Origin of the sequence: Mesorhizobium sp. M0590 (assembly GCF_040320905.1) — a bacterium.
In the GTDB taxonomy this organism is placed as follows: Bacteria; Pseudomonadota; Alphaproteobacteria; order Rhizobiales; family Rhizobiaceae; genus Mesorhizobium.
Genome location: NZ_JAMYQN010000004.1, coordinates 242,313 through 267,002, shown reverse-complemented (window position 1 = coordinate 267,002; position 24,690 = coordinate 242,313). Strand labels below are relative to the sequence as shown.

Here is a 24,690-nt window from a genome sequence, read left to right as displayed (position 1 = left end):
GCGAAGAGGCAGGCCGCACTGCCCGCGGCAAGGACGAGTATGGACGCCAGAGCGATCTCCAAGGCCAAGCTGCCGAGCCGCCACGTGACCGTTGGTCCCGAGCGGGCGCCGCATCGCTCCTACCTCTATGCGATGGGGCTGTCGGCGGCCGAGATCGCGCAGCCTCTGGTCGGTGTCGCCAGCTGCTGGAACGAGGCCGCGCCCTGCAACATCTCGCTGATGCGCCAGGCACAAGTGGTCAAGAAGGGCGTGGCGGCCGCCAACGGCACGCCACGCGAATTCTGCACCATCACCGTCACCGACGGCATCGCCATGGGTCATCAGGGCATGAAGTCGTCGCTGGTGTCGCGCGAGGTCATCGCCGACTCGGTCGAGCTCACCATGCGCGGCCATTGCTACGATGCGCTGGTTGGATTGGCCGGTTGCGACAAGTCGCTGCCCGGCATGATGATGGCCATGGTGCGCCTCAACGTACCGTCGATCTTCATCTATGGCGGCTCGATCCTGCCCGGCAGCTACCGTGGCCGGCAGATCACCGTGCAGGACGTGTTCGAGGCGGTCGGCCAGCATTCGGTCGGCACGATCGGCGACGCCGAGCTGCTCGAGATCGAGCAAGCCGCCTGTCCGTCGGCCGGCTCCTGCGGCGCCCAGTTCACCGCCAATACCATGGCCACCGTCGCTGAGGCGATCGGCCTGGCGCTGCCCTATTCCTGCGGCGCGCCGGCACCCTACGAGATGCGCGACCGCTTCAATTTCGCTTCCGGCGAAAAGATCATGGAGCTGATCGCAAGGAACATCCGCCCGCGCGACATCGTTACTATAGAAGCGTTGGAAAATGCCGCGACTGTGGTCTCGGCCACCGGCGGCTCGACCAACGCGGCGCTGCATCTGCCGGCGATCGCGCACGAGGCCGGGATAAAGTTCGATCTTTTCGACGTGGCCAAGATATTCGAGAAAACACCCTACATCGCCGACCTCAAGCCGGGCGGCAAATACGTCGCCAAGGACATGTTCGAGGCCGGCGGCATTCCGCTCTTGATGAAGACGCTGCTCGACCATGGCTATCTTCATGGCGATTGCCTGACGGTGACCGGCCGCACTTTGGCCGAAAATATGGAACATGTTTCCTGGAATGACAGCCAGGATGTGGTCCGTCCCGCCAACAGGCCGATTACCCAGACCGGCGGGGTCGTGGGCTTGAAGGGTAACCTTGCCCCCGAAGGCGCGATCGTGAAGGTCGCTGGTATGGCGGAGCTGAAATTCTCGGGTCCGGCGCGCTGCTTCGATTCGGAAGAGGAATGTTTCGAGGCTGTTACGAACCGTAACTATAGCGAAGGCGAGGTTCTCGTCATCCGTTACGAGGGTCCGCGCGGCGGCCCGGGCATGCGCGAAATGCTGTCGACGACGGCGGCTCTCTACGGCCAGGGCATGGGCGGCAAGGTGGCGCTCATCACCGACGGGCGTTTTTCGGGCGCGACGCGCGGTTTCTGCATCGGCCATGTCGGGCCGGAAGCGGCAGTGGGCGGCCCGATCGGGCTGCTTAGGGATGGCGACTTGATCTCGATCGATGCGGTGAACGGCACGATCGAGGTTGCATTGTCCAAAGCCGAACTGGCGGCGAGGGCAAAAGCATGGAAGGCGCGCACGACCGACTATCAGTCGGGCGCGATCTGGAAATACGCACAGACGGTCGGATCTGCCCGCGACGGCGCGGTCACCCATCCCGGCGGTGCCAAAGAAACACACTGCTATGCGGACATCTGAGTTGTTGAGGTCGTCTGTCCTTTCGGCACTGGTTGCGCTCGCCACGTTTGGCGCGACCTTGGGCGCCGTCGGCCAGGCCATGGCCTTCGACGATAAGGTGTTCGACGACAAGACCGGCGTGAAGCCGCAGTCGAGCCCGTGGGCGGTGTTCCAGTTCGGCTTTTCCGCCTACAAGAACGGCCATAAGGAGCAGGCCGCGGAAGCCTATAAATATGCCGCCGAGAACGGCCAGATCGGCGCCACCTGGAAGCTTGCGCGCATGTATGCCGAAGGCGATGGCGTGGCGCGAGACGACTACGCGGCATTCAAGTTCTTCAGCGAGATCGTCGACCAGGATGTCGAGCCCGGTTCGCCCGAGGAAAGCTATGTTTCGGACGCGCTGGTGGCGCTTGGCGACTATCTGAGGAAGGGCATTCCCGGCAGCCCCGTCGAGGAGAACGAAGTGGCGGCCCAGGAATATTACATGCGTGCCGCCGCCAACTACCGCAATCCGAACGCCCAGTTCGAGATGGGCCAGATGTTCCTCAAGGGTGAGGGCGGCGTCAAGGCCAGCGTCAAGCAGGCCGGACGCTGGTTCCAGCTGGCGGCCGAAAAGGGCCATGCGGGCGCGCAGGCGACGCTCGGCAACCTGCTTTTCCAAAGCGGCAAGATCGTGCGGGGGCTGGCGATGATGACCGCGGCGCTCGAACGGGCCTCACCCGCCGACCAGCCATGGATCCGCGGCATGCAGGAAGAAGCGTTTGCAGCCGCCGGCGAAGCCGACCGCCGCACCGCGATCTCGCTGGCCGACGACATCCTCACCAAGGGTGGCGGCGACCAGTAGGCCGGCAGAAATTCCGTTTTGAAATCAATTCTCGGTCGGTTCCGCCGGCATGCCGCTGGGCGCCGGTGTTGAGATCGGCGTGCCCTGCAGATGTGGGGCCAGCGTGTTCTCCGGGCAGCCATCCCGCTGCTTTGTCCAGGACGTGTTGTTGAGCACCATCTCGCAACGGGCGAGGTAGCTTTGGCCGGCAGGCGTCAGGCAAGCCACCCGGCCGATCTCGAATGATTTGCCGTTAGCCAGGCACTCTGCATCGGCAAAGGCCGGCGTCGCCACCGCCATCGCAAGCGCGCAGCCGATCGGGCAAAGTGCAAATCGAGTAGTCATGGGAACCCCAGCCACCATGATGATTTCTCATCAAGCACGCGATTTGTGGCGATAAGAGGTCAACTTATCAATGTGCCGCCGGACAGCAGCTCCGGTCAGGCCGGCTGCAGCGCCAGATCGATCGCCACCGGCACGTGGTCGGAGGGTTTTTCCCAGGCGCGCACCTGTTTTTCGATCGAAGCCGAGGAAAACCAGTTGGCGGCTTCGGGCGACAGAAGCAGGTGGTCGATGCGGATGCCGTTGTTCTTCTGCCAGGCGCCGGCCTGATAGTCCCAGAACGTAAAAATGTCCGGTGCGTCGGTGACGGCACGCACGGCTTCGGTGAAGCCGAGATTCTTCAGCCGCCGGAACGCCTGCCGCGTCGCGGGCTGGAACAGCGCATCGCTTAGCCAGTTTTCCGGATACTTCGCGTCGATCGGCTCGGGAATGACATTGTAGTCGCCGGCCAGAACCAGCGGCTCTTCCAGTGCAAGCCGCTCCTCGGCCCAGCGCTCAAGTCGCGCCATCCAGGAAAGCTTGTAGGAGAACTTCTTCTCGTCGTCGATCGGGTTGCCGTTCGGCAGATAGATCGAGGCAACGCGCAAGGCGCCCTTGTCGGTCGAGAACACGCCCTCGATGAAACGCGCCTGCTCGTCGGCATCGTCGCCCGGCAAGCCGCGATTGACCTCGTCGAAACGCAGCTTCGACAGGATGGCGACGCCGTTGAAGCCTTTTTGGCCGTAAGTCTCGACATTGTAGCCGAGTGCCTCGATCTCGGCGCGGGGAAACTGCTCGTCGACCGTCTTGATCTCCTGCAGGCAGGCGATGTCGGGCGCGCTTTCCGTCAGCCAATGGGTCAAATTGCCGATGCGGGCGCGAACGCCGTTGATGTTCCAGGTGACGATTTTCATGACGGCCTCGATAGGCTGGTGGTCCGGAGACTAGCGATCCGGTGGATGACGTTCGACAAGGCCGATCGTATTGCCTGCCGGGTCCTTTAGGAAGGCCATCCATTCGCTTTCCCCCGCCTGGCCGAACAGGCCTTCGGTGTCGCGATGGACGAGCGCCGGCGGCGCGGTGAAGGGAACACCGGCGACCCTTGCCGAAGCGTGGAACTCGTCGAGGCCCGATATGTCGAGATAGACGGTGCCGGCAGGTAGGCCGTCGGTGAAAAGCAGGCGCACGTCACCGGCCATGATAAAGGCGATGCCTGGCGGATCGAAACGCGCATGCAGGTTCATGCCGAGCACCTCGCGCCAGAACGCCAGCGTCGCATCGAGGTCGCGCCCGGCGGAAAGCGCGACCTGACGGACCGCGCCGACACGGCGCATGCTCATTCACTCCCGAAAGGTTGGGGTTCGGCATTTTCCGCGAGTATTTGCTCTATCATCCATCGCAGGTGCGATGCCTGCTCGCGCGTTGCATTCTCGTCCATCCAATCACAGCCGTTGTAAAGGTCTCCAAGCCAGTGTGGAAAATCGTATTTGTCCTCAATCGGCGACACCATACGGCAGACCTGAAAGGGTTCCAGGTCGCCGTCAAGGTAAGTCCGAATGCGTCGAAGGAACAGCTTACGTGCTATTTCCTTGGCTTCATCGGACTTGTCGTTGAAATCGGGAAAACACCGCGCGATCAGCGACCTCAAATGGCCATGAGCTTTCGCAAGATTAACGGCATTCCGCGGATTGCACCGCACGAGCTGCACATAATCAGCGTCGTCTGCGTAGACCCGAGCTGCCTTGTGACGGTTGGCCCAACCAACGATATCGATATCGGAAATTGCTTCTATCTCGCGGGCGACAAGGACCGTCATCGGATCCTCAAGGCCCTCGAGGAGCGGCTTCATATTTTCAAATACTGAAGCTGGTGCCGCAGCCGCAGGAGGCGACCGCATTGGGGTTTCTGATCTGGAACGACTGGCCCATCAGATCGTCGACGAAATCGATCACCGAGCCGCCCATATAGACCAGCGACAGGTCGTCGATCAGCACGGTGGCGCCGTCCTTCTCGATGGCGACGTCGTCGTCATTGCGCCCATCGACCAGGTCGAACTTGTAGGAGAAGCCGGAACAGCCGCCGCCCTCGACCGAAACGCGCACGGCCGTCTTACCGGCTTCGCTCGCCACAATCTTGGCGATCCGCCTGGCGGCGGCGTCGGTCATCTCGACTTTCATGGCGGTCTTGGCATCAGCGCCCATGGGCGTCACCTTGCATTCGGTTTCGTATGATAGGTATGAAGCGCGACGGGGCAAGTCAACTGCGGCATACGCTATGACCAACGAGTTTGGCGACATCGGATTCGGCTATCGACCGCGCGCGGCCTATGCCAGCGACCCGGCGAAGTCGCGCGGGCGGCTGTTCGACGAGGTGGAAAGCCCGACGCGTACGCCGTTCCAGCGCGACCGCGACCGCATCATCCATTCGACGGCGTTCCGCCGGCTGAAGCACAAGACGCAAGTGTTTGTCGCGCACGAAGGCGACCATTACCGCACGAGGCTGACGCATTCGATCGAGGTAGCGCAAATCGCACGCGCTCTGGCGCGGGCACTGCGCGGCGACGAGGACTTGGCCGAGGCGGTGGCCCTGGTGCACGACTTCGGCCACACGCCCTTCGGCCATACCGGCGAGGACGCGCTGAACGAGAAGATGGCCGCCTGGGGCGGCTTCGACCACAATGCGCAGTCGCTGCGTGTGGTGACGCGGCTGGAGCGGCGCTATGCCGAGTTCGATGGGCTGAACCTCACCTGGGAAACGTTGGAGGGGCTGGTCAAGCACAATGGCCCGCTGACCGATGCCAAGGGCAAAGGGCTGAAGGGGCCGGTGCCGCAGGCTATCCGCGACTATTCCGAACTGCACGACCTCGAACTCGACCGCTTCGCTGGTATCGAGGCGCAGTGTGCGGCGATTGCCGACGACATCGCCTACAACACCCACGACATCGATGACGGCTTGAGGGCAGGGCTGTTGACGCTGGATATGCTGGAGGGCGTCTCGCTGCCGGGGTCGATCCTCAAGGGCGTGCGTCAGCGCTATCCGGCGCTCGATGACGTACGCACCGGCCACGAGCTGATGCGCCGGCAGATCACCATCATGGTCGAGGACGTGATCGTCTCGACGACAGCCAATCTGGCGCGCATCAAGCCCGGCAGCGCCGAAGCGGTAAGGGCGGCCGGCGAGCCGATGGTGAGCTTCTCCGCCGAGACGGCCGTATTGGAAAAGGAGCTGAAGGCCTTTCTCTACAAGCACCTCTACCGGCATGCGGAGGTCATGCGGGTGCGCGCCGATGCCGACCAGATCGTCAGGGACCTGTTCGACGTCTATTTCGCCGATCCGCGCGCTATGCCGGATGGCTGGCGCGAAGGGCTCGACCGGGCAGAGGACCGCGTCAAGGCGCGCAGTGTTGCCGATTTCCTAGCCGGCATGACGGACACTTATGCGCTCAAGGAACACAGGCGTTTGTTTGACCATACGCCGGATTTGAGCTAGGGCGGGCGCGATTTTGCCGGCCAACGAGCCGGATCCCTGCAAAACCGTCAGAGCCACAGCAATGAACATCTTCGCCGATTTCAACGCGCGAATCATAAAGGCCGTCGAAGCGCTTGATTTGAAAGACAAGGATGGCGTGTCGCCGGACCTGTCGCGCATCGCCGTCGAGCCGCCGCGCGATGCCAGCCATGGCGATCTCGCGACCAACGCAGCCATGGTGTTGGCCAAGCCGACCGGCCAGAACCCGCGTGCGCTGGCCGAAAGGCTGGCCGAGGCGCTGCGCGCCGACGAGGATATCGCGGCCGCCGAGATCGCCGGCCCGGGCTTCGTCAATCTCAGGCTCAAGGACGGCTTCTGGCAGGCGCATCTGACGGCGCTGCTCGGCGAAGGCCGCAACTATGGCCGCTCGACTATCGGCGACGGCAAGAAAACCAATGTCGAATATGTCTCGGCCAACCCAACCGGCCCGATGCATGTCGGCCATTGCCGGGGTGCTGTAGTCGGCGACGCGCTGGCCAATCTGATGGCCTTCGCCGGTTACGACGTGACCAAGGAATACGTCATCAACGATGCCGGTTCGCAGATCGACGTGCTCGGACGCTCAGTCATGCTGCGCTACCGCGAAGCGCTCGGCGATGAGATCGGCGACATTCCGGCCGGGCTTTATCCAGGCGACTATCTGATCCCCGTTGGTCAGGCGCTGGCCAGCGAATTCGGCCGCTCCCTGCTGCAGATGCCGGACGAGGAGGCGCTTGCCATCGTCAAGGACAGGACGATCGACGCGATGATGGCGATGATCCGCGAGGATCTGGCGCTGCTCAACGTGCATCACGACGTCTTCTTCTCCGAGCGGACGCTGCATGCGAACAACGCCCGCAAGATACGCTCGGCGATCAGCGACCTGACGCTGAAGGGCCACATCTACAAGGGCAAGCTGCCGCCGCCCAAGGGCGAGAAGCCGGACGACTGGGAGGACCGCGAGCAGACGCTGTTCCGCTCGACCGCGGTCGGCGACGACATGGACCGGGCGCTGGTCAAGTCGGACGGCACCTTCACCTATTTCGCCGCCGATGTCGCCTACCTCAAGGACAAGGTCGATCGCGGCTTCGTCGACCTGATCTATGTGCTTGGCGCCGATCATGGCGGCTACGTGAAGCGGCTGGAAGCGCTTGCCCGGGCGATTGCCGGCGACGAGGTCAAGCTTACCGTGCTGCTTTGCCAGTTGGTGAGGCTGTTTCGCGCCGGCGAGCCGGTGCGTATGTCGAAGCGGTCGGGCGAGTTCGTGACCTTGCGCGAAGTGGTCGAGGAGGTCGGCCGCGACCCGATCCGCTTCATGATGCTCTACCGCAAGAACGACGCGCCGCTCGACTTCGACTTCGCCAAGGTAACCGAGCAGTCGAAGGACAATCCGGTGTTCTACGTGCAGTATGCCTCGGCGCGCTGCCATTCGGTATTCCGGCAGGCGAGCGAGCAATTGGGCGAGGCCATGTTCGACCGCAACCAGCTGGCCGCCGAAGTGGCTTTGCTGACCGATGAGGGGGAGATCGGCCTGATCAGGAAGCTCGCCGAATATCCTCGGCTGATCGAAGCCGCGGCGCTCGCGCTCGAGCCCCACCGGCTGGCATTTTACCTCTACGAACTCGCTTCCAGCTTCCACGGACACTGGAACCGGGGCACCGATAATCCCGACTTACGTTTTGTTAAGGTTAACGACCGACAATTGACGCATGCCAGACTAGGGCTGGTGCAGGCTGTTTCGGACGTTTTGACGTCCGGCCTGACGCTGATCGGAGCCAATGCGCCCACCGAAATGCGTTAGGTTTGAGTAAAAAACCTGTCACCTTTTGCCCACATTGCGCTGGTAAGGGCCAACCCTACGCGACGTCCATGGCGTCCGAATGAGTGCGAGTTCGGGAACAATAATGGCAGACAGAACCCAGCTGAGAGCAGCCGACCACAACGACATCGCCAACGATGATCCGTTCGCGGAACTGACCAGGATCATGGGGTTCGACCCGCGCCAGCCGGTCAAACCGCAAACCCCGGCCCAGCCGAAAACCGCTGCCGCCGAACCGTCGGTGGACGAGGGCGATTTCGAGATCGATCTCGAGAAGGAGTTGATGGGCGAATTCGGCGCCGACGCCAACGACAATGCTTCCCCTGCCAAGCTTCGCGAGCCGACACCCGAACCGGCCGCCGCCGACGAAATGGAGGACGCGCTTGCTGCCTCGTTCGAACAGGATTTCGCGTTCGACGACAGTGCGGCGGATGATGCTGCTCCTGTTGCAGCCACTCCTGTTGCCGCCGACGAAATTGCCTCCGCCCCCGAAAGGGCGTTCGCTCCCGCCGTCGAGCCGGAGCTCGACGACGATTTCGATAACGCCGTCGCCGGCTCGCTCGAAGACGTGTCGCCGTTCGAGGACGACCTTTCGAGTGACGACGAACTTGCCGCCTCGCTCGACCAGGATTTTCGGCACGACGACGGTGTGACGGCCAAGATCGCGGTGACCGGCGAGGATGAACCCAGGGCCGCAGCCGAGGCGATCGAGCCGGTCGACGAGCCCGCCTTCGACGATGAGTTCGACAACGCCGTGGCAAGTTCGCTCGAAGACGAGCTGATGCTCGAAGAGCATGAGCCGATGGAGCAGACCGTCGCCGTTGAAACCGCCGCGCAAGCGGCCGCGTTCGATGACGAGTTCGACGATGCCGTTGCAAGCTCGCTCGAAGACGAGCTGATGTTCGACGAGCATGAGCCGGCGGAAAACGTCGCCGCCACGTCATCGCCGGTTGAGGCGGTTTCGGCCGATGAGGATCTTGCCGGCCAATTCGATGATGCCATGGCCGATGTCGACATGGACTTCGATGTTCGCTCGAACGGGCCTGCCGAAATCGAAGAACCAGAGTTTATCGAAGAGCAGTCGATCGAAGAGCCAGAGGCCGCCCGGCTTTCCGGCGCGGCCGCTGAAGCGGCGTTCGACGACGATTTCGATCTGAGCTTCGACGATGCGCCTGCCGAGGAAGCCGAAGAGCCCGTGGCGCAAGTTGCGGCCGAACCAGTGGCGCCAGCCGCTGTCGTCCCGACGGCCCCAGTGGCTGAGGAACGCAGCCTGGAAGACGAACTGAACGCGCTGCTCGGTGCGATGAGCACACGGCCGGCACAAGCGGTCAACGAACCTCAGACAAGCCAGCAGTCTGCCCAGCAGCCCGTGATGGCTGTTCAGCAGCCTATCGCGCCGGTAATTCAGAAGCCAGCAGTGGCCGCTGAACAGCCAATGGCGGCGGTCAAAGACGTCGCCAACGAACCGGTGCATGCTGTCGACGAGCTGGATTGGGAACTCGACGAGCACGAGCCCGCTGAGCCGCCGCAGTCCAGTGCCGCCGATGACGCCGAACTTGGCAGTGTCCTCCTCGATGAGCTTGAAGGCGAGGATTTCGGTGTTGAAGCCGCTGCCGGACCCGCGGATGATCTCGACAGCGATGCGCTCGATGCCGACTTCGCCAGGAATATCGGCCTGGATCATGACTCGGCCGACAAGAGTGCGGCAGCTGCTGCCGAAGAAGACCCGCTCGATGCGCTGAACTGGCTGACGACACGCGCCACGCCGCCCGAGCCGGCCCGCTCGTGGAGCCGCGTGACACCGGTCGCACAGCCTCAGCCCGCTTTTGCAAGCCAGCCGGTAGCTTCGGCGCGTCCGGCACCACCGCCGCAGCCGGCTGCAACGCCGTCCTATCGGGCCGCACCGGTCGAAGAGAGGCCATCCTATGAAGATCGGCCCGCCTACACGGAAGCTGCACCAAGCTCGCATCAGCAGCCTTCCGCTTATGACGAGATGCCCGATGTCGAGACGGTCGACGTGCCCGAGCGCGTCGTGGCGCTGGCGGACGATCTCGACATTCCGGAGCTCAACTTCGACGATGACGAGCCGGTGGCGCCCGCCTACGACGATCTCGATGCCGATTTTGCCAGCCTTCTCACCGAAATGAATGCCACGGATATAGCGCCTGCCCCGGTGCGCAGTGCTGGCTATGACGATGAATACGATGCCGGCTTCGCGTCTGGCTATAAGCAAGATCGTAGCGAGACGCGCGCCTATGGCGCCAAGCCTGCGGAAGCCCCCGTCAGCGCGGCGGCCGCTTCCTATGCCGATGCAGCGGACGGTTTCGATCTGGGCCCATTGCCTGGCGGCCAGCCGGTTTCGCAAGCCGACGATTTCACCTTCGATGAGCTCGACTACGATCCCGAACTGGACGAGGAGATGTCGGTTCCGGGCCTCGCCGAACGCGAGGCCGAAAGGCAGCCGCGCAGGCGCGGGCTGCTGATAGGAGCGGTGGTCGGCGCCGTGGCGATCGCCGGAGGCCTTGGCGCCTTTGCGTTGACCCTCGGCGGCAAGAGCGGCAGCGATGCGCCGGTTATCGTCAAGGCCGACAACAGGCCGATCAAGATCAAGCCGGAAAATCCAGGCGGCACCGTCGTGCCGAACCAGGACAACAAGGTTTATGACGCTGTGGTCAAGGGCGCCAAGCCCGCCGAGCCGGTTCAGCAGAAGCTGGTCACCAACACCGAAGAGCCTGTGGACCTGAAGGCCGACGAACCGGAGAGCCGCGTCGTCGATCTTTCGCCCAATGACCCCGATGCCGCGGACGATATCGACGCGCCCGGCACCGTGGCGTCCGACACCGACGGGTCTGGCACCAATGCGCCTGGCACTAACGCGTCTGACTCCAGCGCGCTTGGCGCCAGTGCGGCTGGCGCTACCGAAACCGCCGCCGCACCGGCGCCCAAGTCCGAGGATCGCATCGCGCAGGTTCTGCAGGAGGCCGAGAAGGGTGCAACCCCCGAGATCGTCGCTGTTGCGCCGCGCAAGGTACGGACCATGGTCGTGAAACCTGACGGCTCGCTCGTGGCGCGCGAGGATCCGGCGCCCGCCGCCCCGCAGATGGCTGCTGCCGAGCCGGCCGATCCGGCGCCGCAGCACGTGGCTCCGGCCGCCCAGGCCGACGCCGCGGCGCAGACCGGCACCGTGCCCCTGATCGACCAATTGACAAGTGATCTGAAGATTGGCGACCAGGCGAGCGGCGATCAGGCCGAAACCTCCAAGCTGCAGCCGGCGCCCAAGCCCGACATAAAGGCTGAAGCCAAGCCGTCAGCCAGCAAGCAGTCCGCCAGCACCCCGGCCACGGTTCCGGTGGCGCCGCAGCGCCCGTCCGACCAGCCGGTCGACGTGGTCGGCGAGGTCAAGCCCGATCAGGTCGCTTCCATCGATCCGGCCGCGGCCGGCGCTGGTTCGTGGTCGATACAGATCGCTTCGCAGCCGACCGTCGAAAGCGCCCAGGCGACTTATCAGGATCTGCAGCGCCGCTACGGCAGCGTGCTTTCCGGCCGCACCGCCAACATCGTCAAGGCCGAGATTGCCGGCAAGGGCACCTTCTACCGCGTCCGCGTTCCGGCGCAGTCTCGCAACGAGGCGATCAAACTGTGCACCAGCTACAAGGCTGCCGGCGGCAATTGCTTCGTGTCCCACTAGGCACCAAAACCTCTCGAAAAGCCGGCGTCCGCGCCGGCTTTTTTGCGTGAACGGAAACCTCTGAAGGCAATTGCGGGCGATTCCCTTTGTCGGCGCGAAGCTCTAAACTGTTCCGCATGACCGAATCAAAATCCATGATCCTCGGCTGCGCCGGGAAATCACTGACCCGCGACGAGATCCGTTTCTATCGCAACGAATGCCCGTGGGGCTTCATCCTGTTTGCGCGCAATATCGGCGAGACCGAGCAGATCCGCGATCTGGTCGCCGCGATGCGCGACTGCGTCGGGCGTGCGGATGCGCCGGTGTTTATCGACCAGGAGGGCGGCCGGGTGCAGCGCCTACGGCCGCCGCTGGCGCCGAACTATCCGGCTGCCGGTGCACTCGGCGCCTTGTGGCGCGACGACCATGACGCCGGCACCCGTGCCGCATGGCTGATGGCGCGGCTGCATGCCTTCGACCTGCTGCGCTACGGCATCACGGCGGATTGCCTGCCGGTGCTCGACGTGCCCATCGAGGGCGCCAGCGACGTCATCGGCGCGCGCGCCTATGGCAAGGAGCCGCGCGCCGTCATCGAATTGGGTCGCGCCGCGGCGGAAGGCCTGATGGCGGGCGGCGTGCTGCCGGTGATGAAGCATATTCCCGGTCATGGAAGGGCCTTCGCCGATACGCATTTCGAACTGCCGACCGTCGACGCCTCGATCGGCGACTTGCAGCGGCATGATTTTGCCCCGTTCAGGGAGCTCAACCATTTGCCGATGGCGATGACGGCGCATGTCGTCTATAGCGCGATCGACCCGAAGAACCCGGCCACCACATCCGGCAAGGTCATCGAAAAGATCATCCGCGACGAAATCGGCTTCGACGGGCTGTTGATGAGCGACGACACCTCGATGAAGGCACTTTCTGGGGATTTCCCGTCAAAGGCGGCCGCTATCCTTGCGGCGGGCTGCGATCTGGTCCTTCACTGCAACGGCGTGTTCGAGGAGATGGCCGGCATTGCATCGCGCACGACCGGGCTGGAAGGCAAGTCGTTTGAGCGCGCGGAGCGGGCGCTGACCTATATCAGGAACCGTGACGTGGCGGACGAGACCGAGATTCGGGCCGAATTTGCCAGTTACTTCGATGCGGTGGCCTAGCATCAAAGGAAGCGAAGTGGCGGAAACATTGGACCTGAAGGCCGGCAAGGCCGCACCGATGGACCGCTTGTGGGCCGAGAACGACGATTCCCGGCTGACCGGCGATCCGGCGTTGGTCGTCGATGTGGCCGGCTTCGAAGGTCCGCTCGATCTTCTGCTGCATCTTGCCCGCAATCAGAAGGTCGACCTGTCGCGCATCTCGATCCTGGCGCTGGCCGAACAGTATCTGGCCTTCGTCGAGAAGGTGAGGGCGCTGAGGCTGGAGCTTGCCGCCGACTACCTGGTGATGGCGGCATGGCTGGCCTTCCTCAAGTCGAAGCTCCTGATCCCCAAGCAGCCCGGCGACGAAGGCGAAAGCGGCGAGGAACTGGCGGCGGTGCTGCAGTTCCGGCTGAAGCGGCTGGAGGCGATGCGCGACGCGGCGGCACGGCTGGTCAACCGCAACCGGCTCGGACGCGACGTGTTTGCACGTGGCATGCCGGAAATGGTGATCGTCGAGAAGCGCAATGCCTATTCGGCCTCGCTCTACGACCTGTTGACCGCCTATGCCCAGCAGCGCCAGAAGCAGGCAATAACCAATGTGACGATCGCCAGGCGCGGCGTGTGGTCGCTCAAGGATGCGCGCGACGTGCTGACCAGGCTGATCGGGTCGCTGCGCGACTGGACGGCGCTCGACAGTTTCCTGGTCGAATATCTGGCCGGCCCGGAAGAGCGGCGCACCGCGGTTGCTAGCTCGTTTGCCGCGACACTGGAACTGGTGCGCGAAGGCAAGATGGAAATGCGGCAGGACCAGGTGTTCGCGCCGCTTTATCTGCGCGGCCGCGCCCAGGCCATCAAGATAGTCGAGGTAACACCATGAGCGAACGCGCCAACGCTTCGGTCATTCCGTTCAAGGTCGACGACGACGCCGAGCAAGGCGCGGTCGCCGAAAACCCGGCACAAAATCAGGGGCAGAATTTGTCGCGGAATCCTGGCGAGCGGCTGCATATGGCGGAGGCCGTACGGATGGCCGAGGCGATCGTATTCGCCAGCGCCGAGCCGGTCAGCGAAAAACAGCTCACTTCGCGACTGCCCGACGGCATCAACATTGCCGCGGCAATGGCCGAACTGCAGCAGATCTATGCGCGGCGCGGCGTCAATCTGGTGCGCGTCGGCGATGCCTGGGCGTTTCGCACCGCCGGCGACCTCGCCTTCCTGATGAGCCGTGACACGGTGCAGCAGCGCAAACTGTCCCGCGCTGCCCTCGAAGTGCTGGCGATCATCGCCTACCACCAGCCGGTAACGCGCGCCGAGATCGAGGACATCCGCGGCGTCGAGACGTCGAAGGGGACGCTCGACACGCTGATGGAGACCGAATGGGTGAGGATGCGCGGCCGGCGTCGCACGCCCGGCCGTCCCGTCACCTACGGCACGACCGACATTTTCCTCGACCATTTCGCACTGGAGGAGATACGCGATCTCCCCGGCATGGAGGAATTGAAGGGTGCGGGGCTGCTGTCAGGCCGCATGCCGTCGAATTTCTCGGTGCCGCTGCCGCCGGCCGACCCCGATGCGCTCACCGACGACGAGGATCCGCTGACCGACATCGACCTCGAAGAACTCGGCCTTTTGACGCCGCGCGTCACGGAAGATTGAGCCGAGCGCCATCTTAAAGCCACAGGCAGGATGGGACTGCGCCGATTGGTAGCGGGCCGCCGTGCCGAAAGTGCGTGACTTCGGCGACTCATTCATGAACTCTGTCGCAGTTCTGTTTGAATCCGAACCCGAAAGCGCATAGATCAGCGTCTGGGAAACCGTTCGAGAGAGATTTGCTATGGGTTCATTTTCGATTTGGCACTGGATGATCGTTCTGGTGATCGTGCTGCTGGTGTTCGGCCGCGGCAAGATCCCCGAGTTGATGGGCGACATGGCCAAGGGCATCAAGAGCTTCAAGAAGGGCATGGCGGACGACGAGACTGCCGAGGACAAGCGTACCGTTGAACACCGTGCCGACGAAACCGTTTCGGTACCGAAGGAAAAGGCCAGCAAAAGCTGAGCCCAAAACTTTAGTCGGAACGTATAGCCATGTTCGAAGTCGGCTGGACCGAGATGCTGGTGATCGCGATCGTCATGATCGTGGTCGTCGGGCCCAAGGATTTGCCCAACATGCTGCGCACCTTCGGCCGCACGACGGCGAAGCTGCGGAGCATGGCGTCCGATTTCCAGCGGCAGTTCAACGATGCGTTGAAGGAAGCCGAGCTCGACGACGTCAAGAAGTCGGTCGATTCGCTGAGAAGCCTCAATCCGGCAGCCGAGATCAGGAAGCAGCTCAATCCATTCGAGCAGGCCGCCGCCGACGTCCGTTCCGGCGTCGACGCAGTGATGAAACCCAAGCCGGCCGTCGATGCCGCCGCTTCGACAGAGCAGACAGCCGAGCCGCTGAAGAACGGCGCAACGACGATGCCGGGCGTCAGCCCGCCGGAGCCGACGCCGGCCACGCCGATCTTTCCGGCGATGACGGACGAGTCCGTCGTGGCGCCGGCAGTGCAGGCGCAAACGACCGCAGCGGCCGTGCCGCAAAAAGCGCCGGCGGCAAAGAAGAAGCCGGCGCCCGCAAACGCCGCGGCCGCAGTGCCGGCCAGGCCGGCAAAGACTGCTGCGCCAAAGGCTGCCGCAAAAGCTGAGCAAAAAGCGCAGTTGTCAGCAGCGAAGAAGCCGGCGTCAGCAACGAAGAAGCCGGCCGCCAGGAAAACGGCGGGAGCCGCCAAGTGAGCGTTTCGGACAAGGAAAAGGACGAGATAGAAAAATCGTCGGCTCCGCTGATGGAGCACCTGATCGAGTTGCGCCGGCGGCTGATCTGGTCGATTGGCGGTTTTTTTGTTGCCTTCCTGGTCTGCTTCTTTTTCGCCAAGCGGCTGTTCAACCTTCTGGTCATTCCGTTCAGATGGGCGACCCAATGGGCCGGGCTCGACCCGCACAAGGTCGAGCTGATCTATACGGCGCCACAGGAGTTCTTCTTTACCCAGGTCAAGCTCGCCATGTTCGGCGGCATGGTCATCGCCTTTCCGCTGATCGCCACGCAGATCTACAAATTCATCGCGCCCGGCCTCTACAAAAACGAGCGCAACGCCTTCCTGCCGTTCCTGATCGCCTCGCCGATCCTGTTCCTGATGGGCGCATCGCTGGTCTATTTCTTCTTCACGCCGATGGTGATGTGGTTCTTCCTCGCCATGCAGCAGACCGGCACCAACGACCAGGTGCAGATTTCGCTGCTGCCGAAAGTGTCCGAATATCTCAGCCTGATCATGACGCTGATCTTCTCCTTCGGCCTGGTGTTCCAGCTGCCGGTGGTGACAAGCCTGATGACGCGGGTCGGCATGCTGTCGTCCACGGCCCTGGCCGAGAAGCGCAAATGGGCGATCGTCATCGCCTTCGTCGTGGCGGCGGTGCTGACGCCGCCCGACCCGATGAGCCAGATCGGCCTCGCCATTCCGACGATCCTGCTCTACGAGGTCTCGATCTGGTCGGCCCGGCTGATCGAACGCAGCAAGGAGCGCGACCGTGTGGCCCGCGAAAAGCAGGACGCCACCGAAGAGGTGGCCGAAAAGCCGGCGGACGCGTCTTCGACGTAGGTTCGGTTGAAGCGGGCAGCATTTTTTTGCCGGCCATGGCAACTTTGTTCTTGCTTTGTGCCGGCAGCTATGCTACTAATTTAAGTATGGTGCCAATTGGCTCCAAAAACCCGCCCACTCAGGCGGGTTTTTTTGTTTCTTCCTTTGAAGTTCCGGTGTTGCCGCCTGAGGTCGGCGGGACAGCGCCCCCCTCTGTCCTGCCGGACATCTCCCCCACTTGGGGGGAGATTGGCAACTTCGCCGATGGCTTGCTTTTTCAGCGCCGGAGATTGGCGAAAGCAGCAGTGACGGCCGATCTCCCCACCCGTGGGGGAGATGTCCGGCAGGACAGAGGGGGGCGCGAAGGAACTCTGCCTTGACGCCTTGCATCGATGCGGTTTACCCCCTCTGGCCTACTCAAGGACGAACAGACCATGCTTGACATCAAATGGATTCGCGACAACCCGAAGGCCTTTGTCGAGGCGCTCCAGAAGCGCTCGTGGTCGGCTGAGGATGCGCAGTCCACGGTCGACGACCTGATCGCCGCGGATGAGGCGCGGCGCGAGCATCTGACCGAGCTGCAGACCAGGCAGGAACGCCGCAACGCCGCATCGAAGGAGATCGGCAATGCCATGCGCTCGGGCGATGCAGCTCTCGCCGAAAGGCTGAAGGCCGAGGTCGGCGAGATCAAGGCCTTCATCCAGAATGGCGAGGCGCGCGAGCGCGAGCTCGACAAGGCGCTGAACGATGCGCTGGCGGTGCTGCCCAACGTGCCGTTCGACGACGTGCCGGTCGGCAAGGACGAGCACGACAACGTCGTCATGCGCGTCGTCGGCGAGGTGCCGACGCGGCCGAATTGGGTGAAGGAGCATTTCGAGATCGGCGAAGCGCTCGGCATGATGGATTTCGAGCGGGCAGCACGGCTTTCCGGCTCGCGCTTCACGGTGCTGAAGAGCGGCCTGGCGCGGATGGAACGCGCGCTCGGCCAGTTCATGCTGGATCTGCACACCACCGAGCACGGCTATATAGAGATCCAGCCGCCGTTGATGGTGCGCGACGAGGTGCTTTTCGGGACCGGGCAACTGCCGAAATTCGAAGAGGATTTATTCTTCGTTCGGCACGGGGACGGCAGGCTTGGCCTAATCCCAACCGCCGAAGTGCCGCTCACCAATCTCGTTCGCGACGAGATCATGCCGCACGAAAAACTGCCGCTGCGCTATACGGCGCTGACGCCGTGCTTCCGCTCCGAGGCGGGCTCGGCCGGGCGCGACACGCGCGGCATGCTGCGCCAGCACCAGTTCTACAAGGTCGAGCTGGTGTCGATCACCGACCAGGAGACTTCGGTTGCCGAGCATGAGCGCATGACCGAATGCGCCGAGGAGGTGCTGAAGCGGCTCGGCCTGCCGTTCCGCACCATGACGCTGTGCACCGGCGACATGGGCTTTGGCGCGCGCAAGACCTACGACATCGAGGTCTGGCTGCCCGGCCAGAATGCCTATCGCGAGATATCGTCGTGCTCGGTATGCGGCGATTTCCAGGCGCGGCGCATGGACGCCCGCTACAAGGACAAGGACGGCAAGGGCAACCGCTTCGTCCACACGCTGAACGGTTCGGGCACCGCCGTCGGCCGCGCTCTCATTGCCGTCATCGAAAATTACCAAAACGAGGACGGCAGCGTAACCATTCCTGAAGCGCTTCGGGCTTACATGGGCGGTCTCGCAAAGATCGAATCATCGAAGTGACAAGATTGTCGGCCCCGCGTTCCTTCGCGCCCCCCTCTGTCCTGCCGGACATCTCCCCCTCAAGGGGGGAGATTGCGCCGTCATCACAGCTTTCGCCAACTGTTGGCGTAGCAAGGAAGGCGGCGGCTACGGTATTGCCGATCTCCCCCCTTGAGGGGGAGATGTCAAGTGGTGGCAAAGAGGGCAGGACAGAGGGGGGTATCGTAGAGCGCTGCCGTCAATCCAATTCTGCAAAGGCGGTCTCATGCGCATCCTCCTGACCAACGACGACGGCATCCATGCCGAGGGCCTTGCATCACTCGAACGCATCGCGCGCACGCTGTCGGACGACGTCTGGGTGGTGGCACCGGAACAGGATCAGTCCGGCTATGCGCATTCGCTGTCGATCTCGGAGCCGCTGCGGCTCAGGAAAATCGGCGAAAAGCACTTTGCGGTGCGCGGAACGCCGACCGACTGTGTCATCATGGGCGTGAAGAAGATCCTGCCCGAAGCGCCTGACCTGATCCTGTCCGGCGTCAATTCCGGCGCCAACATCGCCGACGACGTCACCTATTCGGGCACGGTCGCCGGCGCCATGGAAGGCGCGCTGCTCGGCGTGCGATCGATCGCCATCAGCCAGGCCTATTCCTATGTCGGCGAGGACCGCGTCGTTCCCTACGAGACCACCGAAGCGCTGGCGCCGGCCCTGCTCGAAAAGCTCGTCGCCATGCCGTTGCCGGACGGCGTGCTGCTCAACGTCAATTTTCCGAACTGTGCGCCGGAAGAGATCGCCGGCACTGTAGTCACTTCGCAGGGCAAGCTGGTCCACAGCCTGTGGGTCGACGAGCGGCGCGACGGGCGCGGCCTGCCTTACTACTGGCTGCGCTTCGGCCGCGAGCCAGTCGAGGGCAAGCAAGGCACCGACCTCCATGCCTTGCGCAATCGGCTGGTGTCGGTGACGCCGCTGCAGCTCGATCTCACCGCGCATGAAATCCGCGATCAACTGGCCAAGGCGCTCGCATGAACTTGAACCACGCTGCAACGGTCGACGAGCGCGAAGGTTTCGCTGCCTTCCTGCTTCGTCTGCGCGGCAGGGGGACGGTGCCGAAGGCGCTGATCGCCGCCTTCGAGGCGACGCCGCGGCGCGGCTTTCTGTCTCCGCATTTCCACCCGATGGCCTGGTCGGACCGTATGCTGCCGATCGAATGCGGCGAGGCCATCGAAGGCGCCGACCTGCAGGCGGCGGTGATCGCGGCATTTGCCATCGAGCCGGGCAACCGGGTGCTCGAGATCGGCACCGGGTCCGGCTACACGGCGGCGGTGATGTCGCGGCTTGCCGCGCGGATCGTCACCATCGACCGTTACAAGACGCTGGCCGAACAGGCCCGGCAGCGCCTCGAGGCACTCGCCATCGGCAATGTGATCGTGCGCCAGGCGGACGGTTCCAACGGGCTGGCCAACGAAGCGCCGTTCGACCGCATCGTCGCCTGGGCGGCCTTCGACAGCCTGCCGCGCTTTCTCCTCGACCAATTGTCGAGCGGCGGCATCGTCATCGCGCCGATCGGACCCGACGAAGGCGAGCAGGTGCTGGCCAAGCTGACCAAGGTCGGCAGCCGCTTCGAACGCGAGGATATCGGCCTGGTGCGCCTGCAGCCGATCCTGCACGGTGTCGCCGCGGTGATCTAGACTGTGTCGATATTCAGGTGAGGCCGGCCTGCAAATGGCGGCTTCCTCCGCTTCCGGCCTTCGCCGGCCGAAGCATTCATAAGAGGTCGCGGCAGTTAAGGCTATGGCCGGCGTAGGCCGGTGCTCACGTACCGAAAAAGTACGCACCGCTCCGGTTCTCGGAACCCACCATTTTCGGCTCGGCCTGACCTGAATCTCGACACACCCGGCGCTCGATCCTCGAATATTTTAAGAAAATTTGCGTCTGATTCTACAGGTTTAACCGACCGGTAACATTAACGCGCTTTAATCACACTCAGTTGTACCGGGTCTGTGCGGGTTAGTGCGATGCAATTCAGTGTTTTGAAGGCAAACGGACGCAATCTGGCGCGTGGCTGCGCCGTCCTCATGATCGCAGGCGCTGCGACGGGGTGTAGTTCCCAGGTGGCGCGGTTCAACAGCGTCGATGACGTGTTCACCGCCTCGACCAACAACCAGCGCGCCATCATCGACAAGCAGGATGCTGCCCAGCCTTATCCGGGCGATGTTGCGGCCGCGCCGATCGACGGCAGCCACACCCAGTCGGTCAGCCGCTCAAGCCTCGAACCGGTTACGGCGCAGCAGTTGCCACCGCCGGCTCCCGCCCTGGCACCCGCCGCCCGCCCGGTGCGTACCGCTGCCGCGCCGGCGATGGCGCCTGCCGCTCCTCGTGTCGACAGGACGGCAACCGGCACCGTCGCTCCGGCGGCAAGGCCGTTCAAGAACGCCGAGCCCGACGCGCCGCGCATGGCGACGGCCGCCGGCGCACCGCATGCAGCCGAGATCGTCGTCAAGGACGGCGAGACCATTTCCGGCCTGTCGCGGCGCTACGGCGTGCCGGCCGATGCCATCATGAAAGTCAACGGGCTGAGCGCGACCAAGGGGCTGAAGACCGGCCAGAAGCTCGTCATCCCGGCCTATGCGTATTCGAGCAACGGCGCCACGCCGAAAGTCGCCGACGCCAAGCCCGCGAACGGCACCAGGCACGACCAGCCGGCCGACGCGCCGGAGAAGGTGGCCGTGCTGCCGCAGCAGCCGAAGCTCAGGGAAGGCAAGTCTGCCGCGCAGGTGGACGCCTCGGCTGCCGCAAGCCAGCCGAAGGATGGAAAGACCGCGCCCAAAGTGGCTTCGGCGACGGCCAAGCCAGCCGGTGCCGGCGGCACCTACACGGTTCAGCAAGGCGATACGCTGTCGGCCATCGCCAGAAAGACCGGCGTCGGCATCGTCGCGTTGAAGCAGGCGAACGGCATGCAGGATGGACTGCTCAAGATCGGCCAGACCCTGAAAGTGCCGGCAGGCGGAACCGCTGTCGTCGCCAGTGCGAAGCCGGTAAAGGTCGATCCGGTGACGACGGCCACCACCCAGCCGCCTGCCAAGGCCACGCCGACGCAGACGCTCGCCTCCTACACGCCGCCAAAGAAGGACGCGAAAGTCATCCAGCAGGCCGAGGACGACGATGCGGTGGCGCCGGACGCAACCGGCATCGGCAAGATGCGCTGGCCGGTGCGCGGCCGCGTGATCTCAAGCTTCGGCGGCGGCAAGGACGGCGTCGACATTGCCGTGCCCGAGGGGACGCCGGTCAAGGCAGCTGAGAACGGCGTCGTCATCTATGCCGGTGACGGCCTCAAGGAATTCGGCAACACGGTGCTGGTGCGGCACGAAAACGGTCTGGTCACCGTCTACGGCCACGCCAGCTCGATCGAGGTGCAGCGCGGCCAGAAGGTCAAGCGCGGCCAGGAAATCGCCCTGTCCGGCATGAGCGGCACCACCGACTCGCCGAAACTGCATTTCGAAGTGCGCAAGAACTCGGCGCCGGTCGATCCTTCGACCTATCTCGAATAGAAGACGGAAGCGATTTGCGGGCCACTTGACCTTCAGCCCGCCGAGGAAGTCCGCTCCGCAAGGTGCGGGCTTCCTCTGCTGTTAGTCCTTGAGCGGCTAATCCTTCAGCGATTTGCCGAGCCGGCCTGCCAGATCCTGGGTGAACTGCCAGGCGACGCGGCCCGAACGGCTGCCGCGCGTCGTCGCCCATTCCAGCGCCTCGGCGCGCAGCGTCTCGGGATCGATGGCGAGATCGTGATGGCGGACATAGCCGTCGATCATGTCGAGATATTCGTCCTGCGAACATTTGTGGAAGCCAAGCCACAGGCCGAAACGGTCCGACAGCGAAACCTTTTCCTCGACCGCTTCGGACGGATTGATCGCCGTCGAGCGCTCATTGTCGATCATGTCGCGCGGCAACAGATGCCGCCGGTTCGAGGTGGCGTAGAAGATGACGTTGGCCGGGCGGCCCTCGACGCCGCCTTCAAGAGCTGCCTTCAGCGATTTATAGGACGTGTCGTCGTGGTCGAATGACAGGTCGTCGCAAAACAGGATGAAGCGGAAGGGTGCCGCCTTCAGCAGTCCCATCAGCTTCGGCAGCGTGTCGATGTCTTCGCGATGGATCTCGATAAGCTTGAGCGGCAGGTCGAGCTTGGCCGAAGCGTTGACCGCGGCGTGCACCGCCTTGACCAGCGACGATTTGCCCATGCCGCGCGCGCCCCACAACAGCACGTTGTTGGCAGCATAGCCTGAGGCGAAGCGCTCGGTGTTGTCGACCAATATGTCGCGGACGCGGTCGACGCCGCGGATCAGGCCGATGTCGACGCGGTTGACCTTGCGCACCGGCTCCAGATAGCCGGGATCGGCCTGCCAGACGAAGCAATCGGCCTCGCCGAGGTCGGTTTGCGGCACCGGCGGCGGGGCGAGGCGGGCGACTGCCTCGATCAGGCGGTCGAGCTTCTGACTCAGGATATCGATGGTACTGTCGGTCATCTCTTGTCTTTTTTGTTTCGCTTTCAGGATGGTGCGGCAGGCCAACCTACCTGATTTCAGCGGTTTCGAAACTCGTCCCAAGCATTTGTTCGGGCATGATCTTTTGCGGAAACCGAGCGTCGCTTTTGGGGATCACCCTCTAACACGGCTCACCAGGCCGGAAAAGCAGCCGATTTGCCCGGCCGCGCAGTTGCATTGGCAACGTTACCGACTATATTCCGGCCAAATTTGGCGGGGCCGTCAAATTCCCAGAACGGTTTGGCGGCTGTTTTTAAAATTCAGGAGTACCTCGATGTTCGTGACACCGGCATACGCCCAAGGCATCGGCGGGGACTCGTCCGCAATGTTTATCCAGATCGTGCCGTTTGCTCTGATTTTCGTGATCATGTATTTTCTGATCATCCGGCCGCAGCGCACGCAGCTAAAGAAGCGCGGCGAGATGCTGGCGGCGGTTCGTCGCGGCGATACCGTTGTCACCGGCGGCGGCTTGGTCGGCAAGGTGACCAAGGTGATCGACGATAACGAGCTCGAGGTCGACCTTGGCGGCGGCACCAAGGTGACGGCGCTGCGCTCGACGATCGCCGACGTGCGCGTCAAGGGCGAGCCGGTGGCGAACCAGAACGCCAAGAAATAAAGCTCAGGAGATAACCGGGTCTTCGGGCGGCACGATCCGCAACGGGCAACGCCATATGTGGTTTTCGCGCCTTACCAAGATTCTTATCTGGCTGGCTGTTGCCGGCATGGTGGTCTTGGGCGTGATGCTTGGCGCGCGCGCTATGAAGCCGGACGGTACGCTCGTCGACCTTCTTGCCTGGCTGCCGAAGCGGCAGGCGAGTTTCGACCGGCAAGGTGGTTGGCAGATTCTGCTTGAGGTGGATAAGGAGGATCTGATCAAGAACCGGCTGGAGACGGTGCGCAATGACGTTCGCTCGCTGCTGCGCGATGCCAGGATCGGCTATACGGGCCTTGCTGGATGGGGTCGCGAGGTCAAGGTCCGCATTTCGGATCCGGCTCAGATCGATGCCGCCAAAACAGCCCTGAAAATATTCACCGATCCGGTTGCCGGGACGAACCCAGTCGAGGAGATCGCGCTTGATGAGCCGGAACCCGGATTGCTCAGCCTCACAATAACGGATGCTGGCGTCAGGCTTCGGACATTGATGGCGCTGGTGCCGTCGATGGAAGTCGTCAAACTCCGGGTTAGCGAGAGTGGCGCTTTCGAACCGATCGTGCAGCAGCAAGGCGATGACCAAATACTGGTTCGGGTGCCCGGCTTGCGGACCCCAGTCCGGTTCAAGGACATTCTCGGACGGACTGGCAAGTTGACATTTCAAATGGTCGATACGTCGTGGCCTGTGCAGGATGCGCTCAACAACCGGGCGCCGCGAGGCTCTTCGGTGCTCTATTCGCAGGACGATCCGCCGATTCCCTATCTGGTCGAAGATCGTGTGATTGTTTCCGGTGACAACATCGTCGATGCCCGGGCGACCTACAATTCGGCCATGAATGAGCCGGTTGTATCGTTCAATTTCGATTCCAAGGGTACAACGCGTTTTGCTCAAGCGACCTCACAGAATGTCGGCAAGCAGTTTGCAATGATCCTCGACAGTCAGGTGCTTTCGGCGCCAGTTATCCGCGAGCCGATCCTTGGCGGCTCCGGCCAGATATCAGGCAACTTCACCAATGAGAGCGCCAAAGAACTTGCCCTGCTTTTGCGTTCTGGTCCGTTGCCGGCAAGACTGAAAATAGTTGAAGAACGCACTATAGCGCCTGGCGGCGGGCAGAATTAGAATAGGGCAGGAGATCAGCCAATTACGTCGGAAC

23 protein-coding genes are annotated in these 24,690 nt (G+C 63.2%); 17 read left to right on the top strand and 6 right to left on the bottom strand.

The features are described 5' to 3' along the window. Nucleotides 1–39 precede the first annotated feature (39 nt). The gene (gene ilvD, locus NKI52_RS10015) at nt 40–1,764 is read left to right on the top strand and encodes a dihydroxy-acid dehydratase (protein WP_352568863.1); all 1,725 of its coding nucleotides are present in this window, start codon (nt 40–42) and stop codon (nt 1,762–1,764) included. Beyond that, on the top strand, nt 1,751–2,587 hold the full coding sequence (locus NKI52_RS10010; RefSeq protein ID WP_023678939.1) for a tetratricopeptide repeat protein: 837 nt from the start codon (nt 1,751–1,753) through the stop codon (nt 2,585–2,587). Before ilvD ends, NKI52_RS10010 begins: the two co-directional genes overlap by 14 nt. Before the next feature lie 24 nt (nt 2,588–2,611). Here NKI52_RS10010 and NKI52_RS10005 read toward each other — a convergent pair whose 3' ends face one another. From NKI52_RS10005 to erpA, 5 genes are all read right to left on the bottom strand, one after another. After that, nucleotides 2,612–2,929, bottom strand: coding sequence for a hypothetical protein (locus NKI52_RS10005; protein WP_352587859.1), 318 nt, complete (start codon nt 2,927–2,929; stop codon nt 2,612–2,614). A gap of 77 nt (nt 2,930–3,006) precedes the next feature. Beyond that, entirely contained in the window at nt 3,007–3,801 is a 795-nt protein-coding gene (gene xth, locus NKI52_RS10000; protein WP_023678937.1) for an exodeoxyribonuclease III, read from the bottom strand. A 30-nt stretch (nt 3,802–3,831) separates the two neighbouring features. After that, nucleotides 3,832–4,221: a VOC family protein gene (locus NKI52_RS09995; RefSeq protein ID WP_352568994.1), complete on the bottom strand. Its 390-nt coding sequence runs from the start codon at nt 4,219–4,221 to the stop codon at nt 3,832–3,834. A gap of 2 nt (nt 4,222–4,223) precedes the next feature. Further along, the gene (locus tag NKI52_RS09990) at nt 4,224–4,703 is read right to left on the bottom strand and encodes a hypothetical protein (RefSeq protein WP_352568862.1); all 480 of its coding nucleotides are present in this window, start codon (nt 4,701–4,703) and stop codon (nt 4,224–4,226) included. A 37-nt stretch (nt 4,704–4,740) separates the two neighbouring features. Beyond that, nucleotides 4,741–5,088, bottom strand: coding sequence for an iron-sulfur cluster insertion protein ErpA (gene erpA / locus NKI52_RS09985; RefSeq protein WP_352568861.1), 348 nt, complete (start codon nt 5,086–5,088; stop codon nt 4,741–4,743). Nucleotides 5,089–5,161: 73 nt separating this feature from the next. On the opposite strand from erpA, the gene NKI52_RS09980 reads away from it, so the two are divergent. From NKI52_RS09980 to NKI52_RS09920, 13 genes are all read left to right on the top strand, one after another. Then, nucleotides 5,162–6,376, top strand: coding sequence for a deoxyguanosinetriphosphate triphosphohydrolase (locus NKI52_RS09980; RefSeq protein WP_352568860.1), 1,215 nt, complete (start codon nt 5,162–5,164; stop codon nt 6,374–6,376). A gap of 61 nt (nt 6,377–6,437) precedes the next feature. Beyond that, nucleotides 6,438–8,195 carry an arginine--tRNA ligase gene (gene argS / locus NKI52_RS09975; RefSeq protein WP_352568859.1) on the top strand — a complete coding sequence of 586 codons (1,758 nt, stop codon included), beginning with the start codon at nt 6,438–6,440 and terminating at the stop codon, nt 8,193–8,195. 103 nt (nt 8,196–8,298) lie between these two features. Next, entirely contained in the window at nt 8,299–11,901 is a 3,603-nt protein-coding gene (locus NKI52_RS09970) for an SPOR domain-containing protein (protein ID WP_352697805.1), read from the top strand. Nucleotides 11,902–12,017: 116 nt separating this feature from the next. Beyond that, complete coding sequence (nagZ, locus tag NKI52_RS09965; RefSeq protein ID WP_352697803.1) at nt 12,018–13,037, top strand: beta-N-acetylhexosaminidase; 1,020 nt, start codon at nt 12,018–12,020, stop codon at nt 13,035–13,037. Nucleotides 13,038–13,095: 58 nt separating this feature from the next. Then, entirely contained in the window at nt 13,096–13,896 is an 801-nt protein-coding gene (locus tag NKI52_RS09960) for a segregation and condensation protein A (protein WP_023678931.1), read from the top strand. Beyond that, on the top strand, nt 13,893–14,672 hold the full coding sequence (scpB, locus tag NKI52_RS09955) for an SMC-Scp complex subunit ScpB (RefSeq protein ID WP_352451389.1): 780 nt from the start codon (nt 13,893–13,895) through the stop codon (nt 14,670–14,672). The genes NKI52_RS09960 and scpB overlap by 4 nt, the downstream gene beginning before the upstream one ends. A gap of 178 nt (nt 14,673–14,850) precedes the next feature. Beyond that, the gene (locus NKI52_RS09950; protein ID WP_352490594.1) at nt 14,851–15,072 is read left to right on the top strand and encodes a twin-arginine translocase TatA/TatE family subunit; all 222 of its coding nucleotides are present in this window, start codon (nt 14,851–14,853) and stop codon (nt 15,070–15,072) included. A gap of 29 nt (nt 15,073–15,101) precedes the next feature. Next, entirely contained in the window at nt 15,102–15,788 is a 687-nt protein-coding gene (tatB, locus tag NKI52_RS09945; protein ID WP_352568855.1) for a Sec-independent protein translocase protein TatB, read from the top strand. Next, a complete protein-coding gene (gene tatC, locus NKI52_RS09940) occupies nt 15,785–16,648 on the top strand; it encodes a twin-arginine translocase subunit TatC (protein WP_023678927.1) in 864 nt (287 codons plus the stop codon). Before tatB ends, tatC begins: the two co-directional genes overlap by 4 nt. Before the next feature lie 413 nt (nt 16,649–17,061). Further along, complete coding sequence (gene serS / locus NKI52_RS09935; protein WP_352697801.1) at nt 17,062–18,369, top strand: serine--tRNA ligase; 1,308 nt, start codon at nt 17,062–17,064, stop codon at nt 18,367–18,369. Nucleotides 18,370–18,613: 244 nt separating this feature from the next. Further along, on the top strand, nt 18,614–19,372 hold the full coding sequence (surE, locus tag NKI52_RS09930) for a 5'/3'-nucleotidase SurE (protein WP_352467008.1): 759 nt from the start codon (nt 18,614–18,616) through the stop codon (nt 19,370–19,372). Continuing rightward, nucleotides 19,369–20,034: a protein-L-isoaspartate(D-aspartate) O-methyltransferase gene (locus NKI52_RS09925; protein ID WP_352568853.1), complete on the top strand. Its 666-nt coding sequence runs from the start codon at nt 19,369–19,371 to the stop codon at nt 20,032–20,034. The genes surE and NKI52_RS09925 overlap by 4 nt, the downstream gene beginning before the upstream one ends. Nucleotides 20,035–20,361: 327 nt before the next feature. Further along, complete coding sequence (locus tag NKI52_RS09920; RefSeq protein ID WP_352697799.1) at nt 20,362–21,894, top strand: peptidoglycan DD-metalloendopeptidase family protein; 1,533 nt, start codon at nt 20,362–20,364, stop codon at nt 21,892–21,894. Nucleotides 21,895–21,990: 96 nt separating this feature from the next. Here NKI52_RS09920 and NKI52_RS09915 read toward each other — a convergent pair whose 3' ends face one another. After that, nucleotides 21,991–22,866, bottom strand: coding sequence for an ATP-binding protein (locus tag NKI52_RS09915; RefSeq protein WP_352587892.1), 876 nt, complete (start codon nt 22,864–22,866; stop codon nt 21,991–21,993). A 292-nt stretch (nt 22,867–23,158) separates the two neighbouring features. Here NKI52_RS09915 and yajC point away from each other — a divergent pair, with 292 nt between their 5' ends. Next, nucleotides 23,159–23,500, top strand: a complete 342-nt coding sequence (gene yajC / locus NKI52_RS09910; RefSeq protein WP_352588014.1) for a preprotein translocase subunit YajC — start codon at nt 23,159–23,161, stop codon at nt 23,498–23,500. 55 nt (nt 23,501–23,555) lie between these two features. Beyond that, the gene (locus tag NKI52_RS09905; protein WP_352587894.1) at nt 23,556–24,656 is read left to right on the top strand and encodes a SecDF P1 head subdomain-containing protein; all 1,101 of its coding nucleotides are present in this window, start codon (nt 23,556–23,558) and stop codon (nt 24,654–24,656) included. The last annotated feature ends 34 nt before the right edge of the window (nt 24,657–24,690 follow it).